21 protein-coding genes and 1 riboswitch are annotated in these 22,991 nt (G+C 73.8%); of the genes, 10 read left to right on the top strand and 11 right to left on the bottom strand.

Annotation, left to right across the window (positions count from 1 at the left end; all coding sequences use genetic code 11):
* Positions 1 to 263 precede the first annotated feature (263 nt).
* The 3 genes from ftsL to mraZ form a co-directional block, all read right to left on the bottom strand.
* Positions 264 to 656: a cell division protein FtsL gene (ftsL, locus tag NFU81_RS23620; protein WP_422665265.1), complete on the bottom strand. Its 393-nt coding sequence runs from the start codon at positions 654 to 656 to the stop codon at positions 264 to 266.
* Between the two features lie 56 nt (positions 657 to 712).
* Positions 713 to 1,690, bottom strand: a complete 978-nt coding sequence (gene rsmH / locus NFU81_RS23615) for a 16S rRNA (cytosine(1402)-N(4))-methyltransferase RsmH (protein ID WP_251493156.1) — start codon at positions 1,688 to 1,690, stop codon at positions 713 to 715.
* 210 nt (positions 1,691 to 1,900) lie between these two features.
* Positions 1,901 to 2,332, bottom strand: a complete 432-nt coding sequence (gene mraZ / locus NFU81_RS23610; protein ID WP_251493154.1) for a division/cell wall cluster transcriptional repressor MraZ — start codon at positions 2,330 to 2,332, stop codon at positions 1,901 to 1,903.
* Positions 2,333 to 2,565: 233 nt separating this feature from the next.
* Here mraZ and NFU81_RS23605 point away from each other — a divergent pair, with 233 nt between their 5' ends.
* The 4 genes from NFU81_RS23605 to NFU81_RS23590 all read left to right on the top strand — a co-directional run bounded on the left by NFU81_RS23605 (position 2,566) and on the right by NFU81_RS23590 (position 8,273).
* Positions 2,566 to 3,114 (top strand): beta-class carbonic anhydrase, encoded by a 549-nt coding sequence (locus NFU81_RS23605; protein ID WP_251493152.1) that lies wholly within the window; start codon positions 2,566 to 2,568, stop codon positions 3,112 to 3,114.
* 142 nt (positions 3,115 to 3,256) lie between these two features.
* The gene (locus NFU81_RS23600) at positions 3,257 to 4,264 is read left to right on the top strand and encodes an AAA family ATPase (RefSeq protein WP_251493150.1); all 1,008 of its coding nucleotides are present in this window, start codon (positions 3,257 to 3,259) and stop codon (positions 4,262 to 4,264) included.
* Positions 4,264 to 5,742 (top strand): DUF58 domain-containing protein, encoded by a 1,479-nt coding sequence (locus NFU81_RS23595; RefSeq protein ID WP_251493148.1) that lies wholly within the window; start codon positions 4,264 to 4,266, stop codon positions 5,740 to 5,742. Before NFU81_RS23600 ends, NFU81_RS23595 begins: the two co-directional genes overlap by 1 nt.
* Entirely contained in the window at positions 5,739 to 8,273 is a 2,535-nt protein-coding gene (locus NFU81_RS23590; RefSeq protein ID WP_251493147.1) for a transglutaminase TgpA family protein, read from the top strand. Before NFU81_RS23595 ends, NFU81_RS23590 begins: the two co-directional genes overlap by 4 nt.
* A gap of 488 nt (positions 8,274 to 8,761) precedes the next feature.
* On the opposite strand, the gene NFU81_RS23585 is transcribed toward NFU81_RS23590, so the two are convergent.
* From NFU81_RS23585 to NFU81_RS23575, 3 genes are all read right to left on the bottom strand, one after another.
* Positions 8,762 to 9,163, bottom strand: a complete 402-nt coding sequence (locus NFU81_RS23585) for a DUF3040 domain-containing protein (RefSeq protein ID WP_251493146.1) — start codon at positions 9,161 to 9,163, stop codon at positions 8,762 to 8,764.
* A 268-nt stretch (positions 9,164 to 9,431) separates the two neighbouring features.
* On the bottom strand, positions 9,432 to 10,202 hold the full coding sequence (locus tag NFU81_RS23580; protein ID WP_251493144.1) for a methyltransferase: 771 nt from the start codon (positions 10,200 to 10,202) through the stop codon (positions 9,432 to 9,434).
* Positions 10,203 to 10,349: 147 nt separating this feature from the next.
* Complete coding sequence (locus tag NFU81_RS23575) at positions 10,350 to 10,865, bottom strand: SAV_6107 family HEPN domain-containing protein (RefSeq protein WP_251493142.1); 516 nt, start codon at positions 10,863 to 10,865, stop codon at positions 10,350 to 10,352.
* 101 nt (positions 10,866 to 10,966) lie between these two features.
* Here NFU81_RS23575 and NFU81_RS23570 point away from each other — a divergent pair, with 101 nt between their 5' ends.
* The 4 genes from NFU81_RS23570 to NFU81_RS23555 all read left to right on the top strand — a co-directional run bounded on the left by NFU81_RS23570 (position 10,967) and on the right by NFU81_RS23555 (position 16,619).
* Entirely contained in the window at positions 10,967 to 11,596 is a 630-nt protein-coding gene (locus NFU81_RS23570; RefSeq protein WP_251493140.1) for a TetR/AcrR family transcriptional regulator, read from the top strand.
* Between the two features lie 332 nt (positions 11,597 to 11,928).
* Complete coding sequence (locus tag NFU81_RS23565) at positions 11,929 to 12,537, top strand: DUF4126 domain-containing protein (RefSeq protein ID WP_251493138.1); 609 nt, start codon at positions 11,929 to 11,931, stop codon at positions 12,535 to 12,537.
* Between the two features lie 28 nt (positions 12,538 to 12,565).
* A complete protein-coding gene (locus tag NFU81_RS23560) occupies positions 12,566 to 14,101 on the top strand; it encodes a phytoene desaturase family protein (protein WP_251493136.1) in 1,536 nt (511 codons plus the stop codon).
* Positions 14,102 to 14,342: 241 nt separating this feature from the next.
* Positions 14,343 to 16,619: a terpene synthase family protein gene (locus NFU81_RS23555; protein WP_340188951.1), complete on the top strand. Its 2,277-nt coding sequence runs from the start codon at positions 14,343 to 14,345 to the stop codon at positions 16,617 to 16,619.
* A 56-nt stretch (positions 16,620 to 16,675) separates the two neighbouring features.
* On the opposite strand, the gene NFU81_RS23550 is transcribed toward NFU81_RS23555, so the two are convergent.
* The 5 genes from NFU81_RS23550 to NFU81_RS23530 form a co-directional block, all read right to left on the bottom strand.
* Positions 16,676 to 17,680, bottom strand: a complete 1,005-nt coding sequence (locus tag NFU81_RS23550) for a hypothetical protein (protein WP_251493134.1) — start codon at positions 17,678 to 17,680, stop codon at positions 16,676 to 16,678.
* 35 nt (positions 17,681 to 17,715) lie between these two features.
* Positions 17,716 to 18,633 carry a methylenetetrahydrofolate reductase [NAD(P)H] gene (gene metF / locus NFU81_RS23545; protein WP_251493132.1) on the bottom strand — a complete coding sequence of 306 codons (918 nt, stop codon included), beginning with the start codon at positions 18,631 to 18,633 and terminating at the stop codon, positions 17,716 to 17,718.
* A 139-nt stretch (positions 18,634 to 18,772) separates the two neighbouring features.
* The gene (gene thiE / locus NFU81_RS23540) at positions 18,773 to 19,429 is read right to left on the bottom strand and encodes a thiamine phosphate synthase (RefSeq protein WP_251493130.1); all 657 of its coding nucleotides are present in this window, start codon (positions 19,427 to 19,429) and stop codon (positions 18,773 to 18,775) included.
* A 45-nt stretch (positions 19,430 to 19,474) separates the two neighbouring features.
* Entirely contained in the window at positions 19,475 to 19,849 is a 375-nt protein-coding gene (locus NFU81_RS23535; protein WP_251493128.1) for an Rv2175c family DNA-binding protein, read from the bottom strand.
* Positions 19,850 to 19,935: 86 nt separating this feature from the next.
* Positions 19,936 to 21,147 (bottom strand): NAD(P)/FAD-dependent oxidoreductase, encoded by a 1,212-nt coding sequence (locus NFU81_RS23530; protein ID WP_274037929.1) that lies wholly within the window; start codon positions 21,145 to 21,147, stop codon positions 19,936 to 19,938.
* Positions 21,148 to 21,513: 366 nt separating this feature from the next.
* Positions 21,514 to 21,622: riboswitch (TPP riboswitch) on the top strand.
* Here NFU81_RS23530 and thiO point away from each other — a divergent pair.
* Entirely contained in the window at positions 21,620 to 22,786 is a 1,167-nt protein-coding gene (gene thiO, locus NFU81_RS23525) for a glycine oxidase ThiO (RefSeq protein ID WP_251493113.1), read from the top strand. (Overlaps the previous riboswitch by 3 nt.)
* Positions 22,783 to 22,989 carry a sulfur carrier protein ThiS gene (thiS, locus tag NFU81_RS23520; RefSeq protein WP_251493109.1) on the top strand — a complete coding sequence of 69 codons (207 nt, stop codon included), beginning with the start codon at positions 22,783 to 22,785 and terminating at the stop codon, positions 22,987 to 22,989. The genes thiO and thiS overlap by 4 nt, the downstream gene beginning before the upstream one ends.
* Positions 22,990 to 22,991: the final 2 nt, after the last annotated feature.

Genomic DNA, 22,991 nt, shown 5'->3' with positions numbered 1-22,991 from the left:
GCCTGCGGGCGCCGCTCCCCTGCCGGGCGCCCCCGGGCCTCTCCCGGCCCGGGGCGCCTCTCCCCCGGGCGCGGCCGCCTCTCCGGCGGGCGCTGCGGACGCCCATGCGGCGGGCGGGGGGCGCTCACCGGGCGCCCAGGTGGGTTGCGGGGACGATGCGTCTTTCCCGCCGTTCGGGCTGGGCGCGCATCCCCCGCCGGGGGAAAGGCGACCGCCCACGGCAAGGGGCAGTCACATGGTCGGGCCAGCGTGGCATCGCGGTTTCACCTGCCGGGAGGGGTGGTCGTCGGGGTGGTCGGAGGCGGCCCCGCCATCGTGGAGGCGGGCGGGGGCGTGCCCGGGGAGGGAGACGGGGTCGGCGTCGCGGGCTTGCTCGCCGGCGGACGCGGTGGGGCGGTCGCCCGCTGGGGCGTACCGCGGACCGACCCGTCGGGGTCGAGGAAGGCCGGGTTGCCGCCCGGCACCATCCCCAGCTCCCGGGCCTTGCGCTCCAGCGTCCCCGGCGCCCCGTACTGGTCGACCTCCTGCTGCAGCTGCTGCTGCTCGTCCGTGTACCCCGTGGTCTCCTTCTCCAGCTTGTTCAGCTGGAAGGAGTCCTGGTTGACCGCGGCATTGAGCAGCAGGAGCGAGATCAGGCCACCGGCGAGCAGTGTCACGACAAGGATGACGAACGGCGTACGGGCCGCGGTTGCACCCCGGCCGCGGACCGGGCTCACCTGGTCGCCTCGCGGATCCGCTCGGCCCCGCGCAACCGGGCCGGCGCGGCCCGCCGGTTCTCGGCCACTTCCTCCTCGGTGGGCAGCTCCGCCCCGCGCGTCAGCAGCCGCAGCCGCGGCTGGTACTGCTCGGGCACCACCGGCAGCCCGGGCGGTGCGGTGTTGGCGGCGCCGGCCGCGAAGACCTGCTTGACCAGCCGGTCTTCCAGCGAGTGGTAGGCGAGCACCGCGATCCTGCCGCCGACGGCGAGCGCCGCGACCGCGGCCGGGATCGCCCGCTCCAGCACCGACAGCTCCCCGTTGACCTCGATCCGCAGCGCCTGGAAGGTGCGCTTGGCGGGGTTGCCGCCGGTGCGCTTGGCGGCCTGCGGCAGCGCGTCCCTGATCAGTTCGACCAGCCTCGCGCTGTTGCGGAAGGGCTCGGCGTCCCGCTCCCGCACCACCGCGTCGACGATCTTGCGGGCGAACTTCTCCTCGCCGTAGGTGCGCAGGATGCGGACCAGCTCGCCGGGCGGGTAGGTGTTGAGCACCTCGGCCGCGCTGATCCCGGTGGTCTGGTCCATCCGCATGTCCAGCGGGGCGTCCTGCGCGTACGCGAAGCCGCGGTCGGCCTCGTCGAGCTGCATGGACGACACGCCGAGGTCGAAGAGCACGCCCTGGACACGCGGCACGGACAGCGAGGCGAGCACGTCGGGCAGTTCGTCGTAGACCGCGTGCACCAGCGTGGCGCGGTCACCGAAGGGGGCCAGCCGCCGGCCGGAGAGCTTGAGCGCCTCCGGGTCGCGGTCCAGCGCGATCAGCCGGGCGGCGGGGAAGGTGCCCAGCAGCGCCTCGCTGTGCCCGCCGAGGCCGAGCGTGGCGTCCACGACCACGGCGCCGGGCTCGGCCAGCGCGGGCGCCAGCAGGTCGAGGCAGCGCCGCAGCATCACCGGGACGTGCCGCGGCTCCGGTGGCTGCGGGGAGGTGTCGCTCATGGGGCCGGCCCTTCTCGGACGGTGCTGGCGCAGGCCTGTCCTGGGATGGCGGCCGGCGGTGTGGACGTAGAACCTGGTCCCCGCCCGCTCGGCAGAAACGTTCCCCTGGCACCGGGGAAGTGGTGCCAGCGGAACGAGGAGCGGGAGGAGGCCGAGCCGTACGTCCGCGCGGGTGGTTCTCGGGAGGTGCGCGCGGGTGCGGGGCCGCGCTCACAGTAATCCGGGCGGAACCTCCTGTGACAGGGCCGAAAAAGTGTCCTCCTGCGCCGCCAGGTAATCGGCCCAGGCGGTCGACGACCAGATCTCCACCCGGGTGTTGGCACCGATCACGGCGCAGTCGCGTTCCAGTCCCGCGTACTCCCGCAGCGACTGCGGCACGGTGACGCGGCCCTGCTTGTCGGGGACCTCGTCGTGCGCCCCGGCGAACAGCACCCGCAGATAGTCACGGGCGGACTTCGAGGTCAGCGGGGCCGCGGACAGCTGCTGCGTGGCCGCCTTGAAGCCCTCGACGGGCCATACGCACAGGCATCGCTCCTGCCCGCGGGTGATCACCAGTCCGTCGGCCAGCGGCTCGCGGAAGCGGGCGGGCAGCACCAGGCGGTGCTTGTCGTCGAGCCGCGGCGTGTATGTCCCGAGGAACATCGCACCTCCCGCAGACGCCGCTTTCCACGCACCACTTCGCGCCACTTTACTCCACCATGCCCCACGGTCAACGTTGGCCCGATGCGGGCGCGTCACCCTGCCGGGCGACCTGGCTACGGCCGTCGGCGACTCCTGTGGGTTACGTCACACCCCTCGGGATTGACCGCTTATCCCGCTGTTTCGCCGGAACTCACAACAGGTGACGGCCCGGTCCGGGCCTTACCGTCGGAGTCATGTCGATACCTGCCGCAGACGGCCCCGCCGCGACCTCTGCCCCCACCGCCGGCGCGTCGATCACCGACCGGCTGGTCGAGGCCAACGCACGGTACGCCGCCGCGTTCCACGACCCGGGCATGGACGCCAGGCCGGTCCTCCAGGTCGCCGTCGTGGCCTGCATGGACGCCCGTATCGACCTGCACAGGGCGCTCGGCCTGGAGCTCGGCGACTGCCACACCATCCGCAACGCCGGCGGTGTGGTCACCGACGACACCATCCGCTCGCTGGCCATCAGCCAGCGCGCCCTCGGCACCCGGTCGGTCGTACTGATCCACCACACCGGCTGCGGCATGCAGAGCATCACCGAGGACTTCCGCACCGAACTGGAGGCCGAGGTCGGTCAGCGGCCGACCTGGGCGGTGGAGTCCTTCACCGACATCGACCAGGACGTCAGGCAGTCCATGGCCAGGGTCAGGACCTCGCCTTTCCTCGCCCACACCGACGACGTCAGAGGCTTCGTCTTCGACGTCCACACCGGCTCGCTGCGCGAAATCACGAACAAGTAACGGCAGGCGAGTGACGGGGAGTGCCGCGTAAGGGAAGAATGCACAGTGCGGCACCGCCTCGCTCGCAGCGGGCGGCACGCAATTCGGGGAGGGCCGGTCCAGGGATGACCGAGTCCCGCGGAACATGGCCTAGGAGTACCGGGTGACGACCTTTGATGCACGCGCAAGCCTGAGCGATCTGACCACGACCGCGGACCGGGTACGGCGCAGTGTGGAGAACGTGATCGAGGGCAAGCCCGAGGTCGTACGTGTCGCGCTGACCGTCCTGCTGGCGGAGGGGCACCTGCTGATCGAGGACGTGCCCGGCGTCGGCAAGACGATGCTGTCCAAGGCGCTGGCCCGTTCGATCGACTGCACGGTGCGGCGTATCCAGTTCACCCCCGACCTGCTGCCGTCCGACATCACCGGCGTGAGCGTCTTCGACCAGCAGCAGCGGGACTTCGAGTTCAAGCCGGGCGCGATCTTCGCCCAGATCGTGGTGGGCGACGAGATCAACCGCGCCTCGCCCAAGACGCAGTCGGCACTGCTGGAGTCGATGGAGGAGCGCCAGGTCACCGTCGACGGCACCACCTACGAACTGCCCAGCCCCTTCATGGTGATCGCCACCCAGAACCCGGTGGAGATGGAGGGCACCTACCCGCTGCCCGAGGCGCAGCGCGACCGCTTCACCGCCCGGGTCTCCATCGGCTACCCCAGCCCGGACGCCGAGCTGAAGATGCTGGACGTGCACGGCGGGGTCTCGCCGCTCGACGACCTGCAGCCGGTCGCACACGCCCACGACATCGTCAAGCTCATCGAGGCGGTCCGCCAGGTGCACGTCGCCGACCCGGTGCGGCGCTACGCGGTGACCCTGGTCGGCGCCACCCGCGACCACCCCGACCTGCGGCTCGGCGCCTCGCCGCGCGCCACGCTGCACCTGATCAGGGCGGCCAGGGCCTCCGCCGCGCTGGACGGCCGGGACTTCGTCCTGCCCGACGACGTGCAGGCGCTGGCCTCCGCCGTCCTGGCGCACCGGCTGCTGCCCACCGCCCAGGCCCAGCTCAACCGGCGCACGCCGGAGCAGGTGGTCGCCGAGATCCTGCAGCGCGTCCCCGTCCCCGACCCGTCCGCGGGCCGCCAGCCGGGCATGCCGGGCGCCCGGGGGCTGTGATGGCCACCCCCGCCGTCCCTCCGCCGCCCCCGCAACCCCCGCAGCAGTCCCCGCAGCCGCCGCGGGCCGGCGACCCGGGCGACGGCGACGGCGACCCGCGCCCGGGCGCCGGCGGCTTCCGTACCGCGCTGGGCGGGCTCACCACCCGCGGCCGGTCCTTCGTGGCGGCCGGTGTCGCCGCGGCGATATGCGCCTACGTCCTCGGGCAGCCCGACCTGCTGCGGGTCGGCCTGCTGCTGGCGATCCTGCCGCTGGTGTGCGTCGCGGTGCTCTACCGCACCCGCTACCGCGTCGCGGGCAGCCGGCGGCTGTCGCCCTCCCGGGTGCCCGCGATGTCGGAGGCCCGGGTGCACCTGCGGGTCGACAACGTCTCGCGCATCCCCACCGGCCTGCTGATGCTCCAGGACCGGGTGCCGTACGTCCTCGGGCCGCGCCCGCGCTTCGTGCTGGACCGGGTCGAGCCCGGCGGGCACCGCGAGGTGTCCTACCGGGTGCGCTCCGACCTGCGCGGGCGCTACCCCCTCGGGCCGCTGCAACTGCGGCTCACCGACCCGTTCGGGATGTGCGAGCTGACCCGCTCCTTCAGCACCTTCGACACCCTCACCGTCGTCCCGCGGGTCGAGCCGCTGCCGCCGGTGCGGCTGGCGGGCGAGGCCAACGGCTACGGCGAGAGCCGCACCAGGGCGCTGGCCTTCGCCGGCGAGGACGACGTCATCCCGCGCGGCTACCGGCACGGCGACGACCTGCGCCGGGTGCACTGGCGCTCCACGGCCAAGTACGGCGAGCTGATGGTGCGCCGCGAGGAGCAGCCGCACCGGGCGCGCTGCACGGTGCTGCTCGACACCCGCGCCTGGGCCTACTTCGGCTCGGGTCCCGACTCGGCCTTCGAATGGGCGGTGTCCGGCGCCGCCTCGGTGTCCACCCACATGCTGGAGCGCGGCTACGCGGTCCGGCTGCTGACCGACACCGGCAGCAGTGTGCCGGGTCCCGAGGGCAGCGGCGGCTTCGGCGGCGACTCCTCCGACATGGCCGGCGTCCTGCTCGACACCCTCGCGGTGGTCGCCCACTCGGACGGCGAGTCGCTGGCGCCCGCGTACGAGGCGCTGCGGTCGGCGACCGAGGGGCTGATCGTGGCCTTCTTCGGCGACCTGGACGAGGAGCAGGCGGCGAGCGTCGCCCGGATAAGGCAGCGGGCGGGCGGCGCCGTCGCGTTCGTCCTGGACAGCGACGACTGGGTCGCCAAGGACGCGAGCGGCCGGCTGGTGCCGGCCGGCGACGCGGACGCCGTACCGTCCGACGAGGACGGGGACGGCACCCGGCGCGCGGTACGGATGCTGCGCGAGGCGGGCTGGACGGTGGTCGAGGTCGCCGCCGGCGACACGCTGCCGGAACTGTGGCAGCAGGCGGACCGTTACCGCACCCGGGAGGAGTCCCAGGACTCGTCCCAGGGGCGGCACGGAGCGGGGGCGACGACATGAGCGGACGTGCACGGCTGACGGTCTTCGCGGCCCTGGCCTCCCTGATGGCCGCGGCCGCGCTGCTGCCGCTGGCCAGCCCGCGCGGCTGGTACGTCAAGGCGCTGCTGTGCGTGGTCCTGCAGGCCGGGGTGGGCGCGGCAGCCCGCCGGGTGCCGCTGGCCAGGCCGCTGACGATCCTCGCCCAGCTGCTGGTCTCGCTGCTGGTGCTGACCGCGATGTTCACCCCGCACCAGGCGGTCGCCGGCGTGCTGCCGGGTCCGCAGGCCCTGCGCCAGCTCGGGCAGCTGGTCCAGGACGGCATGACCGACGTCACCAACTTCGCCATCCCGGCACCGGTCACCCCCGGCATCAGGTTCCTGCTGGTCGGCGGGGTGCTGCTGATCGCGCTCGCGGTCGACGCCATAGCGGTGACGTACAACAGCGCGGCGCCGGCGGGCCTGCCGCTGCTCGCGCTCTACGCGGTCGCCGCGGGCCTCGAAGAGGGCGGCAGCCAGTGGGTGTACTTCCTGATCGCCGCCGCCGGCTACCTGCTGCTGCTGCTCGCCGAGGGCCGCGACCGGCTCTCCCGCTGGGGCCGGGTCTTCGGCGGTGCGCCGCGGCAGGGCAGCTGGGCGGGTCCGGCCGGCGCGGCGGGCGGCGGGGCGCCGCTGGCCCCGGTGCGCACCGGGCGCCGGATCGGGGCGATGGCGCTGGGCATCGCCCTGGTGCTGCCCGCGGTCCTGCCGTCGCTGAGCGGCGGCCTGCTGGACTCCACGGGCGGCAGCAGCGGTAACGGCCTGGGCGGCGGCGTGGGCAACGCCACGTCGGTACGCCCCGAGGTCGCGCTCCAGGACTACCTGAACCAGCCCGAGAACCGCGAGGTGATGACCTACAAGACCAGCTCCCCGGACGCGAGCGGGATGTACCTGCGGATCGTCTCTCTCGACCGGTTCGACGGCACGCAGTGGTCGGCCTCCAACGACGACAAGGTGGACATCCCCGATCCGCTGCCGACGCCGCAGGGCCAGGCGGCGGACGTGAAGTACACCGAGGTCGACACCTCGGTCGCGGTGGACCGCGACTACGCGCAGGGCTGGCTGCCGATGCCGTACCCGGCGCTCAGCGTGCAGGCCGACGGGGACTGGCGCTACCAGCCCGAGGGCCGGATGGTCATCGGCGACCACGGGCAGACCACCGCGGGCCTGCAGTACCAGGTCAGCAGCATGCTGCTCGACCCGACCGCCGCGCAGCTCGCTGCGGCACCGCCGGCCACCGGGAGGATCGCCGAGGAGTACGAGAAGGTCCCCGGCTCACTGCCCGCGGTCGTGGCGGACACCGCCCGCCAGGTGACGGCGTCGGCGACCACCGACTACCAGCGGGCGCTCGACCTCCAGCGGTACTTCACCTCCGGGCAGTTCGTCTACGACACCGAGGCGAAGTCCGGTACGGGCGTGGACGCCATCGCCCGCTTCCTGCAGACGAAGCGGGGCTTCTGCGTGCACTTCGCCTTCACCATGGCGACGATGGCCCGCACCCTGCACATCCCCGCGCGGGTCGCGGTCGGCTTCACCCCCGGCTCGCTGACCAGCAGCGGTGCGATGTCGGTCGGCCTGAAGGACGCCCACGCCTGGCCCGAGCTGTACTTCGAGGGCATCGGCTGGACCCGTTTCGAGCCGACGCCCTACCGGGGCACCGCCCCCTCCTACACGCTGTCGACCAGCCCGACGGGCGGCGGCGACACCCCCGACCCGACGCAGCACGGCCCCGGCGCCACGTCCCGGCCGACTCCTACGGCCTCCTCCCAGTGCGCCGAGCAGCACAACCTCGGCCCTGCCGGGTGCGCCTCCGCGGCCGCGGGGGGCAGCGGCGGCTCGGGCGGCTCCGGCTTCGACGGGCTGCGGCTCGCGGGGATCGCGCTGATCGCCCTGCTGGTGCTGCTGGTACCCACGCTGCCGCTGCTGTGGCGAACCCGGGTGCGGGCGGCACGGCTCGGCGGGGGCAGACAGAAGGGCGGCGGGCTCGGGCTGTCCCCGGGACACGAGGAAGTCGGCACCGGGTCGAGACACGACGCCACATCGGACGAGTCCGAGGCATCGCGGCAGGGAGTGGCCCGGCCGGGCCAGGAGGGCCGGCTCAACGGACGCGTGCTGTCCGCGTGGCGGGAGGTCCTCGACACCGGGTGGGACTACGGCATCACACCGGACGAGTCCGAGACGCCGCGGCGGGCGATGGCCCGGCTGATCGACGAGGGCGGGCTCAGCGGGTCCGCTGCCGAGGGAGCGACCTCGCTGGCCACAGCGGTGGAGCGGACGCTCTACGCGCCCAGGCCGCAGGCCGCCACCGGCCTGGCGGCGGACGTCCACGCCGTCCGCGCGGGCCTGCACGCCTCCGCGTCGCGCGGCGCCCGGTTCCGGGCGCGCTTCTTCCCGCGCTCGTTCGCGCGCGTGCTGTGGCAGGTCTCGGCGACCACGTCTGCGGCCTCCGAGCGCGTCGGCCGCGCCTTCGACCGCCTCGCAGCCCCCGTCCGCCGACGCCTGACCCGCGCCACCTAGGGTCTGTCGTTTGGATCTCCGCGGCGTCGCGGTGTTCGGCACGCGCATCTGCCGCGTTGTCGTCGGTCGACGACTCCCCCTGGCCTGGCGGCCGGGAGGTGCCCCCACCGCGTCGCCTCCCTCCTCCGCCTTGCAGCTGCACGCACCGAACACCGCTCCTTGCCCCACGGAGATCCAAACGACAGACCCTAGCCCCGGCGGGAGGGCACCTCTCCCCAGGAGGGGTGCCCTCGCGCCGGGCCGCGGGTTCCCCCCTCCGCGGAAGGGGGCAACCCCTCAGGGGCGCGTGGGGGTACCGCCCAGGCGCAGCTCTGGGGGATGGTCGCGCAGTTCCCCCGCCCCCGGGGCCACCCGCACGCGCCGCAGTCGGCCATGCCGGGCCGTGAGGCAAACGGACGAACCCCCGCGCCCGGGGGGGCACAGGGGTCCAGGGGTCCAGGGGTCCAGGGGTCCAGGGAACCCGGGAGACGGGAACGGGAGGAGAGCGGCTACTGCCCCTGCTCGTCGCGGCGGCGCTGCCACCGCTCTTCGATACGGTCCATGACCTTGCCCTTGCGCGGCTGGTGCTGGCGGCGAGCCAATCGCCCCTGCCGGCCAGGAGGCACCGCCTCCGCCGGCTTCGCGGCCTTGCGCCACCCCGTGACGGCAAGCACCGCGCAGGCGAGCATGACGAGGAAGCCTGCCACGCCGACCCACGTCAGCTTGGCGATCATGCCGCCCATGAGCAGCGCGACACCGACCAGAAACCCTGCGACCGCCTGGTAGAGCCGACGCCGTGTGAACGTGCGCAGCCCGGTTCCCTCGAGCGCCGACGCGAACTTGGGATCTTCGGCGTACAGCGCTCGCTCCATCTGCTCGAGCATGCGCTGCTCGTGCTCCGAGAGCGGCACGGAGACCTCCTACTCGTCGGTCGCGGAGGCGACCGGTCCGACCCTTTCAGGATAGGCAGGGAATCGTCCCCGTGAAACCCACCCCAATGCGCCAACCCGACGGGTGCTTCATTCCCCGTCCGCTGTCGCGTCATGCCAGCATACGGTCAGGAATGGCGCGACGGGCGGGGCTGTGACCCACTCCCCGCGAGCGGCCCCGTACGTGGGGGCCGCAGGGGGGCCGTCCGGGTGCCGTGAGGGGCGCCCGGGGGCACCGCCCGGCGGCCCCTCAGTCCCGCTCGGCGAGCACGTGCAGCTGCGTCGCGACGGCGTGGAAGCCCGGGTCCTCCGCGGCCGCCAGCTCCAGCCGCAGCAACGCCTCCAGCGCGCCCGGCTCGGTGTCGACCAGCACCCCGGGCACCAGGTCGGCGAAGACCCGCACCCCGTGCACGGACGCGGCCCGCAGCCCTGCCTCCTCGACCAGCCGGGTCAGCTCCTCCGCGGTGAAGCGGCGGGGCAGGGAGTCCCCGGCTCCCCATCGCCCGTCCGGGTCGCCCAGCGCGTGCTGGGCCTCCGCGAAGTGCCCGGCGAGCGCCCTGGCCAGGACGGCGCCGCCGCGGCCCGCGGCGAGCAGGCTGAGGGCGCCGGCCGGGCGCAGTGCCCCGGCCACGTGGCGCACGCCCTCGGCCGGGTCGTCGACGTATTCGAGCACCCCGTGGCAGAGCACCATGTCGTACGAGCCGGGGGTGATCACATCCAGCAGGCCCTGCGCGTCGCCCTGCACTCCGCTGACCCGCTCGGTGACGCCGGCCTCCGCGGCCCGCCGCTCCAGGGCGAACAACGCGTCGGGGCTGGGGTCCACCACGGTGACCCGGTGGCCGAGCCGCGCGACGGGCACCGCGAAGTTGCCGGTGCCGCCGCCGGTGTCCAGCACGTCGAGTACCGCGGTGTCGGCCGCCTTCACCCGCCGTTCCAGCGCGTCGCGCAGTACCTCCCAGACCACAGCGGTGCGCAGGCTGGCTCGGGGGCGCATCGGGTCCACCCCTCCTTGACGGGACATGGCGGACGGCTCCTCGCAGCTGCGGGTGACTGGTGCGGCTCCAACTCTAGGGCCTGTCGTGCGGATCTCCGTGGGGGAGGGAACGGTGTCCGGTGCGTGCGGCCGCACCGCGGAGGAAGGCGCCGACAAGGAGCACCGTCGCGCCGGTCACTCGGCCTTCGGGGCCGGTATCAGCGGCGGGGCACCGTCGAGGGCGGGGCGGAGCAGCAGCATGCGCTCCACCAGGCGCAGGAACAGGGTGACGGCACGGACCAGGTCGTCGGCCTCCCGCGGCCCGGCCGCGGTGGCGATGCCGGCCTCCGCCCTGGCCCTGCGCTCGGCGCCGGCGGCGAACAGCGCGCTCCACTCGGACAGCTCAGGCGCGATCTCGGGCAGCACCTCCCACACGCTGCGTATCCTGCGCCGCCGCCGCGGGGTGTCCTCGGGCCTGCCCCTGGCGGCGAGCACCGCGGCGGCGGTGCGCAGGGCGGCGAGATGGGCGGTGGCGTACCGCTCGTGCGGTGCGTCGAGCCCGGCGGCCTCGGTGAGTCCGAGGTGCGCCTGGGTGAGCAGGTCGAGGGCGGCGGGTGACGCGGTGGCGCGGCGCAGCACAGGGTGGACGTCGCTGACCGGAATTGCCATGGCGAGCCTCACTTTCTCCGTACGTGTGTCCGTACGCCCCATACTGGGGCCGACCACTGACAATCGGCGCTGACCTGCGAATACCACCTCTTCCTCGAAGATCGGGTCACCTCGCCCCGCCGCGTGCGGGCAGAATCGGTGCCATGAGCACCGCACGACGCCAGGCCACCCGCCGCAAGCTCTACGCGGCGGCCGTCACCCTCATCGCCGAGCAGGGCTTCTCCGCCACCACCGTCGACGAGATCGCCGAGCGGGCCGGGGTCGCCAAAGGCACCGTCTACTACAACTTCGCCAGCAAGAACGACCTGTTCGAGGAGCTGCTGCGGGACGGTGTGGGCCGGCTGCGGGACGCGCTGCGGCAGGCCGCCACGAACGCCAGGGCGCGCGGCGGCAGCGGGGTCGACGCGCTGGACGCGATGATCCACGCGGGTCTCGGCTTCATCGTCCGCTACCCCTCCTTCACGCAGCTCTACGTGGCCGAGTTGTGGCGGACCAACAGGGCCTGGCAGGACACCTTGATGCTGGTGCGGCGGCAGGCGGTGTCGGTGGTCGAGGAGGTGCTGAGCGCGGCGGTGGCGGCGGGCGAGCTGAGCGAGGACATCGATGTCCAGCTGACCGCGTCCGCCCTCTTCGGCATGGTGCTGGTGGCAGCCCTCGACTGGCAGGCGTTCCAGCCGGAACGCAGCATCGACGACGTGCACACGACACTGTCGCGGCTGCTCCAGGGCCGGGTCGGCGGCGCGGCGCTCGGCGCGGCGGCACCGCGGTCCTGACGGCCGGGGGAAGCCGGGGGCGGCCCGGAGGTGCCACGGAGTCGAGTGCGCTGTCCTGGCATGGACCGGTCCCCCACCGAACCGTGCCGGGACAGCGCCTCCCCCATGCAACCCCCGTTGACGACCGGGCCTGCCGCCCTTACCGCCGCCCCGTGTCGGCGGTGCGGTTGGCGTGCCCGTCCGCGGCTCCACTCTCCCGTCCCGCCGGGCGGCAGCCATCCGTGCGGGTACTCAATGGTGCGTCTAGGTAGTGATACTCAGTTCCCGCCGCTTTCACTCACGTTCTCCCGCTTCCGCTCACCACCCGGGATGTTCTGGCTAGAGTTCCGGCCATGTCCGTACTCCCGCTGGTCTTCACCAGTGGCTGGGCGAGCGGGATCAACGCCTACGCCGTCGTGCTGCTGCTGGGCCTGATGGGCGCCACCGGGGCCAGTGACGAGGTCCCGCCGTCGCTGCAGCGCACCGATGTCCTGGTGGTGGTCGCGCTCCTCTTCCTCTGCGAGGCCGTCGCCGACAAGATCCCTTACGTCGACACGGCCTGGGACGCGGTGCACACCGTCGTCCGGCCGGTCGCGGGGGCGGTGGTGGCCGCGCTGCTGGCCGGCCACGACGGTTCGCTGCCGCAGCTGGCGGCGGCCGCGGTCGGCGGCTCGACCGCGCTGGCCAGCCATCTGGTGAAGGCCGGGACCAGGATGGCGGTCAACACCTCGCCCGAGCCGGTCACCAACGTCGTGCTGAGCCTGGCGGAGGATCTGGGGGTGGCGGCGCTGGTGGTCTTCGCGCTGTTCCACCCGGTGGCGGCCGCGGTGATCGCCGGCACCCTGCTGGTGCTCGGCCTGGCGACGGTGGCCTTCCTCTTCTCCCGCATCCGCCGCTTCTGGCGGCGCCGGCGCGAGCGCCGCGCGGCCCGGAAAGGGTGGGACACCCCGGCTGCCGTCTGATCCCACGCCCGCCGCTACAGTCCGTGGCATGGCACGGATTGCGGTGATCGGCGCGGGCATGGCGTCGCTGGCGGCGGCGGCACGGCTCGCGGTGGGCGGCCACCAGGTGGTGGTGCTGGAGCGCACCGGCACCTACGGGGGCGGCGTCGGCCGGCTGGCCAAGGACGGCTTCGCCTTCGACACCGGACCGGGCCTGCTGACGCTGCCCGCGGTCTACCGGGACCTGTTCGTGAAGACCGGTAAGCAGCCTCTCGAAGCCTGCGTCGACCTGGTCGAGGTGGACCCGGCGAGCCGCCATGTCTTCGCCGACGGTACGGACCTGACGCTGCCGAACGCCTCGCGCTCGGGGACGATCGCCGCCATGGACGCGGCCTTCGGCCCCGGCAGCGGTGAGCGCTGGAGCGACCTGATGGTCAGGGCGCGGGAGACCTGGGAGGTCATGCGCCGGCCGATGCTGGAGGAGGCGCTGCCCGCGGATCCGTCGGGCTTCGCCCGCGATCCCTACCCGGCGCTCAGGCGCGGCTTCGGCCCGGGGCGCAGCCGGCCGTCGCTGGCCAGGGTCGCCGCGGCGGAGCTGCGCGACCCGCGGCTGGTGGCGCTGCTGGAGAGCCATCTGCTGGCGCACGGCGTCGACCCGCGCGAAGGCCCGGCGTCGGCGGCCGTGCTGCCGTATCTGGAGGCGACGTTCGGCGTCTGGTACGTACGCGGCGGCATGCGCGAGCTGGCGCGGGCGGTCCACGAGCGGTGCCTGGAGCGGCGGGTGGACTTCCGCTTCGACACCGAGGTGACCGGCCTGCTGGTGGCGGACGGCCGGACCGCGGGCGTGCGGCTGTCCGACGGCGGCGAGGTGGCCGCCGACATCGTGGTGGCCGGGACACCGCCGCCGGCGTTCCCCGCCGACGCCGGGGGCCGGGACACCGACGACCCGCCGTGGCCCTTCGCGGGGCCGCACGGCGAGGGCAGCCGCCTGACGGTGCATCTGGCGCTGCGCGGCTCGCGCCCGTCGGGCACCGCGCACCGCACGGTGGTGCACGCGGCGGACCGGAACCGGGCACTGGACTGGCTCACCGGCCGCCGGCCCGCGCCGCTGCCGCCGCGGGGGGCGCTGACGGTGACCGTGCTGCGGCCCGACGACGCGGCGACGCGTCCGGACGACGGCCACGAGGCGGTGACGCTGACCGCGCCGGTGCCGGCGCACGAGGCGGCGCAGAAGTCGGCGCGGACCGTGGACTGGAACGCGCCGGGGGCTGCCGACGGCTTCGCCGACCTGATGGTGGCCGCCGCGGAGGCGGCGGTGCCCGGGCTGCGCGCGCGTGAGCTGTGGCGGGAGGTCCGCACCCCGCTGGACGTCGAGCGGGACACCGGAGCCAAGGGCGGCGCGGTGCCGGCGCCGTCGCTGGCCGGGGCGAACGGCATCCTGCTGCGCTCGGCGAACCGGTCGCCCTTCCCCGGGCTCTACTGCGTCGGCGGCTGGGCGCACCCCGGCGGCGGGCTGCCGCACGCGGGCATGTCGGCGGCGATCGCCGCGGACCTGGTCTTCGGCGGCCCCGGCGGCAGTCGCTGAGCCGACGGCCGCACACATGACCGCAACCGAAGATCGTTAATCGGGCGGCCACCCGAATTCAGCTCATCGGGCGGTTGTACCCGCAGACCCTCCCGGAGCAGCCGGCCGATCACTTAGCGTGATCACAGGCCCTTTGATCTCCTCAGTGGAAGGCCTTGCCGACATGCCGCAGCCCTTCGAGCTCCCGCAGTTCTACGTCCCGTATCCGGCCCGCCTCAACCCGCATCTGGAAGGTGCGCGCGTGCACACGAAAGCGTGGGCGCGCGAGATGAACATGCTGGAGGGGTCGGGGATCTGGGAGGAGTCCGACCTCGACTCGCACGACTACGCGCTGCTGTGTGCCTACACCCACCCGGACGCCTCGGGTCCCGAACTGGACCTGGTCACCGACTGGTACGTGTGGGTGTTCTTCTTCGACGACCACTTCCTGGACATCTTCAAACGCAGCCAGGACATGGCGGGCGCGAAGGTTTATCTGGACCGGTTGCCCGCCTTCATGCCCGTCGACCTCGCGGCGCCGGTGCCCGAGCCGACCAACCAGGTGGAGGCGGGCCTGGCCGACCTGTGGGCGCGCACGGTCCCCACGATGTCGGAGCGCTGGCGGCGGCGCTTCGCGGAGAACACCCGCTCCCTGCTGGAGGAGTCGCTCTGGGAGCTGGACAACATCAGCGCGGGCCGGGTGTCGAATCCGATCGAGTACATCGAGATGCGCCGCAAGGTGGGCGGCGCACCCTGGTCGGCGAATCTGATCGAGCACGCGGCAGGGGCCGAGGTCCCGGCGGTGATCGCCGCCAGTCGCCCGATGCAGGTGCTGCGCGACGCGTTCGCGGACGGGGTCCATCTGCGCAACGACCTGTTCTCCTACCAGCGCGAGACCGAGCAGGAGGGCGAGCTGGCCAACGCGGTGCTGGTGCTCGAACGGTTCCTCGGCGTCAGCACCCAGGAGGCCGCGGATCGGGTCAACCAACTCCTGACGTCCCGGCTCCAGCAGTTCGAGCACACCGCCTTCACCGAGGTCGAACCGCTGGCCGACCGGCACGCCCTGGGACCGGCCGAGCGCCGTGACGTCCTGGCCTACGTCAAGGGCCTGCAGGACTGGCAGTCCGGCGGCCACGAGTGGCACATGCGCTCCAGCCGCTACATGAACGGGGCGGGCGACGGTGCGGCGGGGGCCGTGACCGGCGGCCCGGCCGGCGCCGGGGAGCAGGACGCCCCCCGCGGGCTCGGCGGGCTCGCCGGCCCGACCGGGCTCGGCACCTCCGCGGCGGGGCTCGGCCGCTCCGCCGCCGGGGTGCTCGGCTCGCTGGCCGCGACCATGCCGCAGCGGCTGCGCAGCTTCAGCCACCCGCCGCACCGGCAGGTGGGCGCGGTGCCGCCGCCCGAGTTCCCGATGCCGTTCGAGACCCGGCTGAGCCCGCATCTGGACGCCTCCCGCGCGCACAACGGCGAGTGGAGCAAGCGGATGGGGATGCTGGACCCCGAGCCGGGCTTCCCGCTCCCCGGCGGCCTGTGGGATGCCGGCAAGCTGGCGGACTACGACTTCGCGCTGTGCGCTGCCGGCATCCACCCGGACGCCGACCCGGACAGCCTGGACCTGACCACCGACTGGCTGGCATGGGGCACCTACGGCGACGACTACTACCCGCTCGTCTTCGGCCGTGCCCCCGACCTGGTGGCGGCCCGGCACGCCACGGACCGCCTCGCCCTGTTCATGCCGCTGGACGCCGGACCGGTGCTGCAGCCGCTGACCGCTCTGGAGAAGGGCCTGGCAGACCTGTGGCAGCGCACCGCCGGGCCGATGGCGCCGGACGCCAGGCGCGACTTCCGCGCCACCATCGAGGAGATGACGGAGAGCTGGCTGTGGGAGCTGGCCAACCAGAAGCAGAACCGGGTGCCCGACCCGGTGGACTACATCGAGATGCGCCGCAAGACCTTCGGCTCCGACCTGACCATGAGCCTGTCCAGGATCGGCCACGGCGGCACCCTCTCACCCGAGGTCTACCGCTCCCGCCCGGTGCGGGCGATGGAGTCGGCGGCGGCCGACTACGCCTGCCTGCTCAACGACGTGTTCTCGTACCAGAAGGAGATCCAGTTCGAGGGCGAGATCCACAACGCGGTGCTGGTGGTGCAGAACTTCCTGGACTGCGGACCCGAGGAGGGCATGCGGGTGGTGGGCGGCCTGATGGCCGGGCGGATGGCGGAGTTCCAGTACATCACCGAGACGCAACTGCCCGCGCTCTTCGAGGAGTTCCAGCTCGACCAGGGAGCGCGGCAGGCGCTGGAGGGCTATGCGCAGGAGCTGCGGGACTGGATGGCCGGCATCGTGACCTGGCACCGCGGCTGCCACCGGTACGAGGAGGAGGCGCTGCTGCGGCACTTCCCGTCGGCCGGGCCGGCGGTCGGCGCAACCGCGGCACCGGCCGTGCCCGCGCCGCCGGCGGGGGGACCGTCCTGGGGCTCCCCCGCCGGGCTCGGCACGTCGGCGGCCCGGCTGCCGGAACTGCTGGGCCGCCGCTGACGGGCCGCCCCTGACACTGACGGTCAGGCGGCCCGGCAACCGGATGGCCCGGTGGCTCAGTAGCGGTAGGGGTCGTAGGGGTCGGCGTACTGCGGCTGTTGCTGTTGCTGTTGCTGTTGCTGGTCGTAGGACTGCTGCTCGTACGGCTGTTGCGGCTGCTGGTAGCCCTGCTGCTGGTCGGACTCGTACGGCTGCTGCTGCGGGATGTAGGGCTGCTGCTGATCCTGCTGGTCCTGCTGGTAGGGGTAGCCGTAGCCGTACGGGTCGGCCGGGGGCTGGGGCGGCTGCGGGGTCCAGTCGCCGGTGGCCTGGCCGTAGTCGTAGCCGGCGGCGGGCTGCTGGTAGCCGCCCTGGTCGTAGCCGTAGTCCTGCTGCTGGCCGCCGTAGTGCCCGGCATTCTGCCCGGCGTTCTGGTCGCCGCCGGCCGTCCAGCCGCCGGTGTCGCCGTAGCCGCCGCTCTGGCCGTTCTGGTAGCCGTAGGAGGCCGCCGCGGGCTGCGCCTCGGCGCCCCAGTCCTGGTAGCCCTGGGAGCCGTAGCCGTTGTCGTAGCCGGCGCTCGTGTAGGGGTCGGCGGCGTAGGAGGGCTGGCTGCCGTAGAGCGGGTACTCACCGCTGTCCTCGTGCATCGGGACCGGCTGGTAGACGTCCTCCCCGGCGGCCGCCTGGTCGGAGATCTGCTCGGCCACGACGGGCTGGTCGGCGCCGATGGCGCCTGCGACCGCGAAGTCGTCCTGCTCCACCGGCCCGACCTCCAGGACCGGTTCGCTGCGCGGGGCGGCCCCCTTGCGGCGGCGGCTGGAGCCGGGCCTGCCGCCCAGCGCCCAGCCGGTGGAGAAGCCGCGCTTGTACGACAGGGTGACGAAGGCCTGCCCGGAGCCGAACGCGAGGGCGCCCAGCACGATCACCGCGATCTGGCCCGCCACGACCCCGATGGCCACCCCGAGGAAGCCGCAGAAGGCCAGCAGCCGCCAGCGCAGCCGCGCCTTGTACTGGAGCAGCACTTCTCCGAGCAGCCACAGCGCGACGATGCCGAACGCGATGTAGAGCACCGAGTAGCCCATGCGCCCACTTCCTCACCCGGGAGCCGCAGCGCGCGTCACGCCCGCTTGTGCAGCCCCAGATTCTCGTAGATCTCCAGCGATGCTGTGGAGTGGTTAAGAGTAATGAAGTGCAGCCCCGGAATGTCCTCGGCCAGCAGACGGCGGCACATCTCGGTGGTGAACTCGATACCGACCGCCCGGACCGCCGCCGGGTCGTCCTGGACGGCGAGGATGCGGGCGGCCAGGTCGGGCGGGAAGGGGGCGTTGCCGAGCTGCGCGAACCGCTCGATCTGCTTGACGTTGGTGACGGGCATCACCTCGGGGATGATGGGCGTGCTGCAGCCCGCCGCGTCCACCCGGTCGCGCAGCCGCAGGTAGTCGTCCGCGTCGAAGAACATCTGGGTGATGGCGAAGTCCGCGCCCGCGCGGCACTTGTCGAGGAAGTACCGGGTGTCCTCGGCCGGGTCGGTGGAGCGCGGGTGCATCTCGGTGAAGGCCGCCACGCCCACGCAGAAGTCGCCGGACTCCTTGATGAGCGAGACCAGTTCCGCCGCGTAGGTCAGGCCCGTCGGGTGCGGGACCCACTCGCCGAGCGGGTCGCCGGGCGGGTCGCCGCGGACCGCGAGGATGTTGCGGATACCTGCGTCCGCGTACTGCCCGATGATGTTGCGCAGCTCGGCGACCGAGTGGTTCACCGCGGTCAGGTGCGCGCACGGGGTCAGGGTGGTGTCGGAGACGATCCGGTCGGTGGCGCGGACGGTGCCCTCGCGGGACGAGCCGCCGGCGCCGTAGGTCACCGACACGAAGGTCGGCCCGACCGCCTCGATCCGGCGGATCGCGTTCCACAGCGTCCGCTCGCCCTTCTCCGTCTTGGGCGCGGCGAACTCGAACGAGTACGACCTGTGGCCGGACGCGAGCAGCTCACGGATGGTGATCGCTCGGTCGGGTCGCGTGGACGGGGTTCCAAGGGCCATGAATGCAGGCTAACGGTGCCCGGCGACCGTGCGTAACCGTACCCGGGAATATGCCCGGCTACGTCCGTTTCCCGTCCACCCTGTGGACAGACTGCGTCGGCCCGGCGTCCTTCCCGGCCATGTGCGGGAGCGGACCGCATCAGGTGCGGGAGCGCACCGCCGCAGCGAGTTCCGCCGCCGCGGCGTAGGGGTCGGCGGCCTCGGTGATGGCGCGGACCACCACGATCCGGCGGGCGCCTGCGTCCAGCACCTGCCCGACGTTGCCCGCGTCGATGCCGCCGATCGCGAACCACGGGCGTTCGGTGCCGAGGCCGGCCGCGTAGCGCACCAGGTCGAGGCCGGGGGCCGGGCGGCCCGGCTTGGTGGGGGTGGGCCACACGGGGCCGGTGCAGAAGTAGTCGGCGCCGGGCTCCACCGCGGCCGCCGCCACCTCGTCCTCGGCGTGGCAGGAGCGGCCGATGACCACCCCGTCGCCCAGCAGGGCGCGCGCGGCCGGTACCGGCAGATCGCCCTGCCCCAGGTGCAGGACGTCGGCGCCGGCCGCGTGCGCCACGTCGGCGCGGTCGTTGACCGCCAGCAGCCTGCGGTGCCGGCGGCACGCGTCCGCCAGCACCGCGAGCGCCGCGATTTCCTCGCGGGCCTCGATGCCCTTGTGCCGCAGCTGGATCACGTCCACCCCGCCGGCGAGCGCCGCGTCGGCGAACTCGGCGAGGTCGCCGCGCCCGCTCCTGGCGTCGGTGCACAGATAGAGCCTGGCCTGCGCCAACTGCTCCCGGGCGGTGCTGCTGCTGGTCATACGGTCGGCTCCCCGGGGGCATGCGGCGGCCACTGCCGCTGCGGGCTACACGGCGAGCGCCTGCGCGCGGCGCTTCACCTCGGTCCCGCGATTCTCGCGCAGCGCCTGGGCGGGGGTGCCGGGCAGGGTGTCATCGACGGTGAAGAGCCACTCGAGGGCCTCCTCGTCCGAGAACCCGTCGTCCTTCAGGACGGTGAGCGTGCCGGACAGGCCCTTGATGATCTTCCCGTCCCCGATGAAGTCGCTCGGCACCATCAGGGCCTTGTTCTCCCCGCGGCGGACCGCGATGAGCTGGCCCTCCTTCATGAGCGGCCGGATACGGGTGATGTCGAGTTCCAGGCGCTCGGCCACCTCGGGCAGGGTGAGCCATGAGGGGACGAGTGCATCGATGTGTGCGTCAACCGACGAGAAAACTGTCACGGAACAAGCCTGCCACCTGGCACCGACAAGCGCTGCAGGGCGGCGCCGTCCGAGCGGCACGTGCTGTCACCGGCCGGGCGGCGGCCTCAGCGGGCCGCCGCCGTCAGCGGGACCGCCGGGTCAGCCGCCAGGGACGGGTCCACCGTCGCGGAGCGGGTGATCAGCTTGCGGGCCTGCGCCAGGTCGCGCGGCCGGTCGACCGCGAGCACCGCGGCCAGCCGGCCGTCACCGCGCAGCCAGCACACCGACCAGGCCGCGGTGGACGGGTCGCCGCGCAGCAGCAGCGTGTCGGCGTCCGTGTGGTGCCCAGCGTACTGCACGAAGCGGCCGAACTGCTCGGACCAGAAGTACGGCACCGGGTCGTAGGGCTCGTCCCCGCCCAGCACGTTGGCGGCGGCCGTCCGCGGCCCCTGCAGCGCGTTGTCCCAGTGGTGGATCAGCATCCGCTCGCCGTAGCGGGCCGAGGGGAAGGACGCGCAGTCGCCGACGGCGAAGACGCCGGGGGCGGTCGTCCGCAGCCGGTCGTCGGCCAGGACCGCGCCGTCGTCGCCCAGCCGCACGCCCGAGCCGGCCAGCCAGCCCGTCGCGGGCCGGGCGCCGACGCCCACCACGACGGCGGCGGCCGCCAGCCGGCTGCCGTCCGCGAGCACGACCGCGCCGGGCTCCACCGCGGACACCGGGGTGCCGGTGCGCAGGTCGACGCCGGCCTCCTCGTACCAGGCCCGCATGCGCGAGGTGACGACCTCGGGCAGCACTCCGGCCAGCGGCCGTTCCGCCGCCTCGACGACGGTCACCTCGCAGCCGGCCTGGCGGGCGGCGGTCGCGAACTCCGCGCCGATCCAGCCGGCGCCCACCACCACGACCTGCTGCCGCGCGTCCAGCACCGGGCGCAGGGCGGCCGCGTCGTCCAGCGTCCGCAGCAGGTGGACCCCGGGCAGGCCCGCGGTCCCGGGAAGCGCGACCGGGTACGCGCCGGTGGCCAGCACGAGGTGGTCGTACGGGAGCGGTCCCGCGTCGGTGACCAGGTGCCGGTCCTCCGCGTGGAGCGCCTGGGCGCGCAGGCCGAGGCGGAGGTCGACGCCGAGGGCGTCGAAGTCGACGTCGAAGCGGACGTCGACGCCGGCGCCGGCCGCGCCGAGCAGCACCGCCTTCGACAGCGGCGGGCGGTCGTAGGGCGGGTGCGGTTCGTCGCCGAGCAGCGTGATGCCGTCCCGCCAGCCCAGTTCCCGCAGGGCCACGGCGGTCTGCACCCCGGCCATTCCGGCCCCGACGATCACGGTTGTGCTGCGCTCGCTCACACGGCCACGGTAACGCCCCGTGACCCGCGCCAGTTCTTTCCCCGGCCCCGTGCGTCGCCGCCGGCCGCGCCTTCCCGGCGCCCCCTCGTGCCCTGCCCCTTGCAACGGGCGGTCGGCCTTCCCCCGGGCGGGTGCCCGCGCGCAGTTCCCCGCGCCCCTGGGTGGGTGCCACTTGCGGTGGCGTTCACACCTTCCGGTAGACCGTGGCTGGTCGCGCAGTTCCCCGCGCCCCCTGAGAAACGCTCGCCCTCTACGGAAGAGCGCAACCCCCAGGGGCGCGGGGAACTGCGCGACCAGCCGCCCACCAGGGGAAGGTCCCGGGGCGAGCGCGGCCGGACAGGGCGGGGGGATAAGGTGAGCCGCGCAAGCGAACTCGCGGGAGCCCGGCGGACCGGGCTGAGAGGGCGGCTGGAGGCCGCCGACCGTAGAACCTGATCCGGGTCATGCCGGCGAAGGGAGGAGCGGTAGTTCCATGCATACGTCCAAGCACGACGTACTGGTCATCGGCGGCGGGATCATCGGCCTGGTGACGGCCTGGCGCGCGGCCCAACGCGGCCTGAGCACCGCGGTCGCCGACCCCGCGCCGGGCGGCGGAGCCGCCCACGTCGCGGCCGGCATGCTGGCGGCCGTCACCGAGCTGCAGTACGGCGAGCAGACCCTGCTCGACCTCAACCTCGCCTCGGCGGCCCGCTATCCGGACTTCACCGCGGAGCTGAGCGCGGCGACCGGCCTCGACACCGGCTACCGGCGGTGCGGCACGCTGGCCGTGGCGCTGGACGCCGACGACCGGGCGCAGTTGCGCGATCTGCACGCCTTCCAGACCTCGCTGGGGCTGGAGGCTCAGTGGCTGAGCGGCCGGGACTGCCGCCGGCTCGAACCGCTGCTGGCGCCCGGCGTGCGCGGCGGCCTGCGGGTCGAAGGCGACCACCAGGTCGACCCGCGCCGGCTGGCGGCCGCGCTGCTGCGGGCGGCGGAGCTGGCCGGAGTGCGGCTGCTGCGGTCCGCGGTCGCCCGCGTGGAGTGCGCCGCCGACCGTGTCACCGGCGCGGTGCTGGCCGACGGCACGGTGGTCGCCGCCGGCCGCACGGTGCTGGCGGCGGGCAGCGAGAGCGGCCGGATCGCGGGCGTACCGGCGGACGTACTGCCGCCGGTACGCCCGGTGAAGGGCCAGATCCTGCGGCTGCGGATTCCGCCGACGCACGCGCCGTTCCTGTCGCGCACGGTACGCGCGGTGGTCCGCGGCAGCCACGTCTACCTGGTGCCGCGGGAGAACGGCGAGCTGGTGCTCGGCGCGACCAGCGAGGAGTTCGGCTGGGACACGACGGTGACTGCCGGCGGGGTCTACGAACTGCTGCGGGACGCGCACGAGCTGGTGCCGGGCATCACCGAACTCCCGCTCACCGAGACCCTGGCGGGGCTGCGCCCCGCCTCCCCCGACAACGCGCCGCTGCTGGGGCGCACCGCGCTCGACGGGCTGCTGCTGGCGACCGGGCACCACCGCAACGGGGTGCTGCTCACCCCGGTCACCGGGGACGTCATGGCCGAGGTGCTGACCTCGGACACCGGCGAACTCCCCGCTTACGCGGGTGCGTTCGGAGCGCAGCGGTTCGCCGCCGCACGGCAGGAGCAGACCGTATGACGATCACCGTGCACCTCAACGGCGTGCCCAGGAACCTCGAAGGACCGGTCGCCCTCGACGCCCTGGTCGCCACGATGACGGCCGCACCCTCGGGCGTTGCCGCCGCCCTCAACGACACGGTCGTCCCCCGCACCCGCTGGTCCGCCACACCGGTGGCGGACGGCGACCGGGTGGAGGTCCTGACCGCTGTCCAGGGGGGTTGAGC

This window comes from Actinacidiphila cocklensis, from assembly GCF_907177275.1.
Classification (GTDB): domain Bacteria; phylum Actinomycetota; class Actinomycetes; order Streptomycetales; family Streptomycetaceae; genus Actinacidiphila; species Actinacidiphila cocklensis.
Note: the sequence above shows the minus strand (reverse complement) of the source record. Positions and strands in the feature narration are given on the sequence as shown.

Excerpts from the sequence above, each read along its gene's own strand:
- rsmH (WP_251493156.1), bottom strand. The coding sequence starts at position 1,690 with ATGAGCGACACCTCCCCGCAGCCACCGGAGCCGCGGCACGTCCCGGTG.
- mraZ (WP_251493154.1), bottom strand. The coding sequence starts at position 2,332 with ATGTTCCTCGGGACATACACGCCGCGGCTCGACGACAAGCACCGCCTG.
- NFU81_RS23605 (WP_251493152.1), top strand. The coding sequence starts at position 2,566 with ATGTCGATACCTGCCGCAGACGGCCCCGCCGCGACCTCTGCCCCCACC.
- NFU81_RS23595 (WP_251493148.1), top strand. The coding sequence starts at position 4,264 with ATGGCCACCCCCGCCGTCCCTCCGCCGCCCCCGCAACCCCCGCAGCAG.
- NFU81_RS23590 (WP_251493147.1), top strand. The coding sequence starts at position 5,739 with ATGAGCGGACGTGCACGGCTGACGGTCTTCGCGGCCCTGGCCTCCCTG.
- NFU81_RS23580 (WP_251493144.1), bottom strand. The coding sequence starts at position 10,202 with ATGTCCCGTCAAGGAGGGGTGGACCCGATGCGCCCCCGAGCCAGCCTG.
- NFU81_RS23575 (WP_251493142.1), bottom strand. The coding sequence starts at position 10,865 with ATGGGGCGTACGGACACACGTACGGAGAAAGTGAGGCTCGCCATGGCA.
- NFU81_RS23570 (WP_251493140.1), top strand. The coding sequence starts at position 10,967 with ATGAGCACCGCACGACGCCAGGCCACCCGCCGCAAGCTCTACGCGGCG.
- NFU81_RS23565 (WP_251493138.1), top strand. The coding sequence starts at position 11,929 with ATGTCCGTACTCCCGCTGGTCTTCACCAGTGGCTGGGCGAGCGGGATC.
- NFU81_RS23560 (WP_251493136.1), top strand. The coding sequence starts at position 12,566 with ATGGCACGGATTGCGGTGATCGGCGCGGGCATGGCGTCGCTGGCGGCG.
- NFU81_RS23550 (WP_251493134.1), bottom strand. The coding sequence starts at position 17,680 with ATGGGCTACTCGGTGCTCTACATCGCGTTCGGCATCGTCGCGCTGTGG.
- metF (WP_251493132.1), bottom strand. The coding sequence starts at position 18,633 with ATGGCCCTTGGAACCCCGTCCACGCGACCCGACCGAGCGATCACCATC.
- thiE (WP_251493130.1), bottom strand. The coding sequence starts at position 19,429 with ATGACCAGCAGCAGCACCGCCCGGGAGCAGTTGGCGCAGGCCAGGCTC.
- thiO (WP_251493113.1), top strand. The coding sequence starts at position 21,620 with ATGCATACGTCCAAGCACGACGTACTGGTCATCGGCGGCGGGATCATC.
- thiS (WP_251493109.1), top strand. The coding sequence starts at position 22,783 with ATGACGATCACCGTGCACCTCAACGGCGTGCCCAGGAACCTCGAAGGA.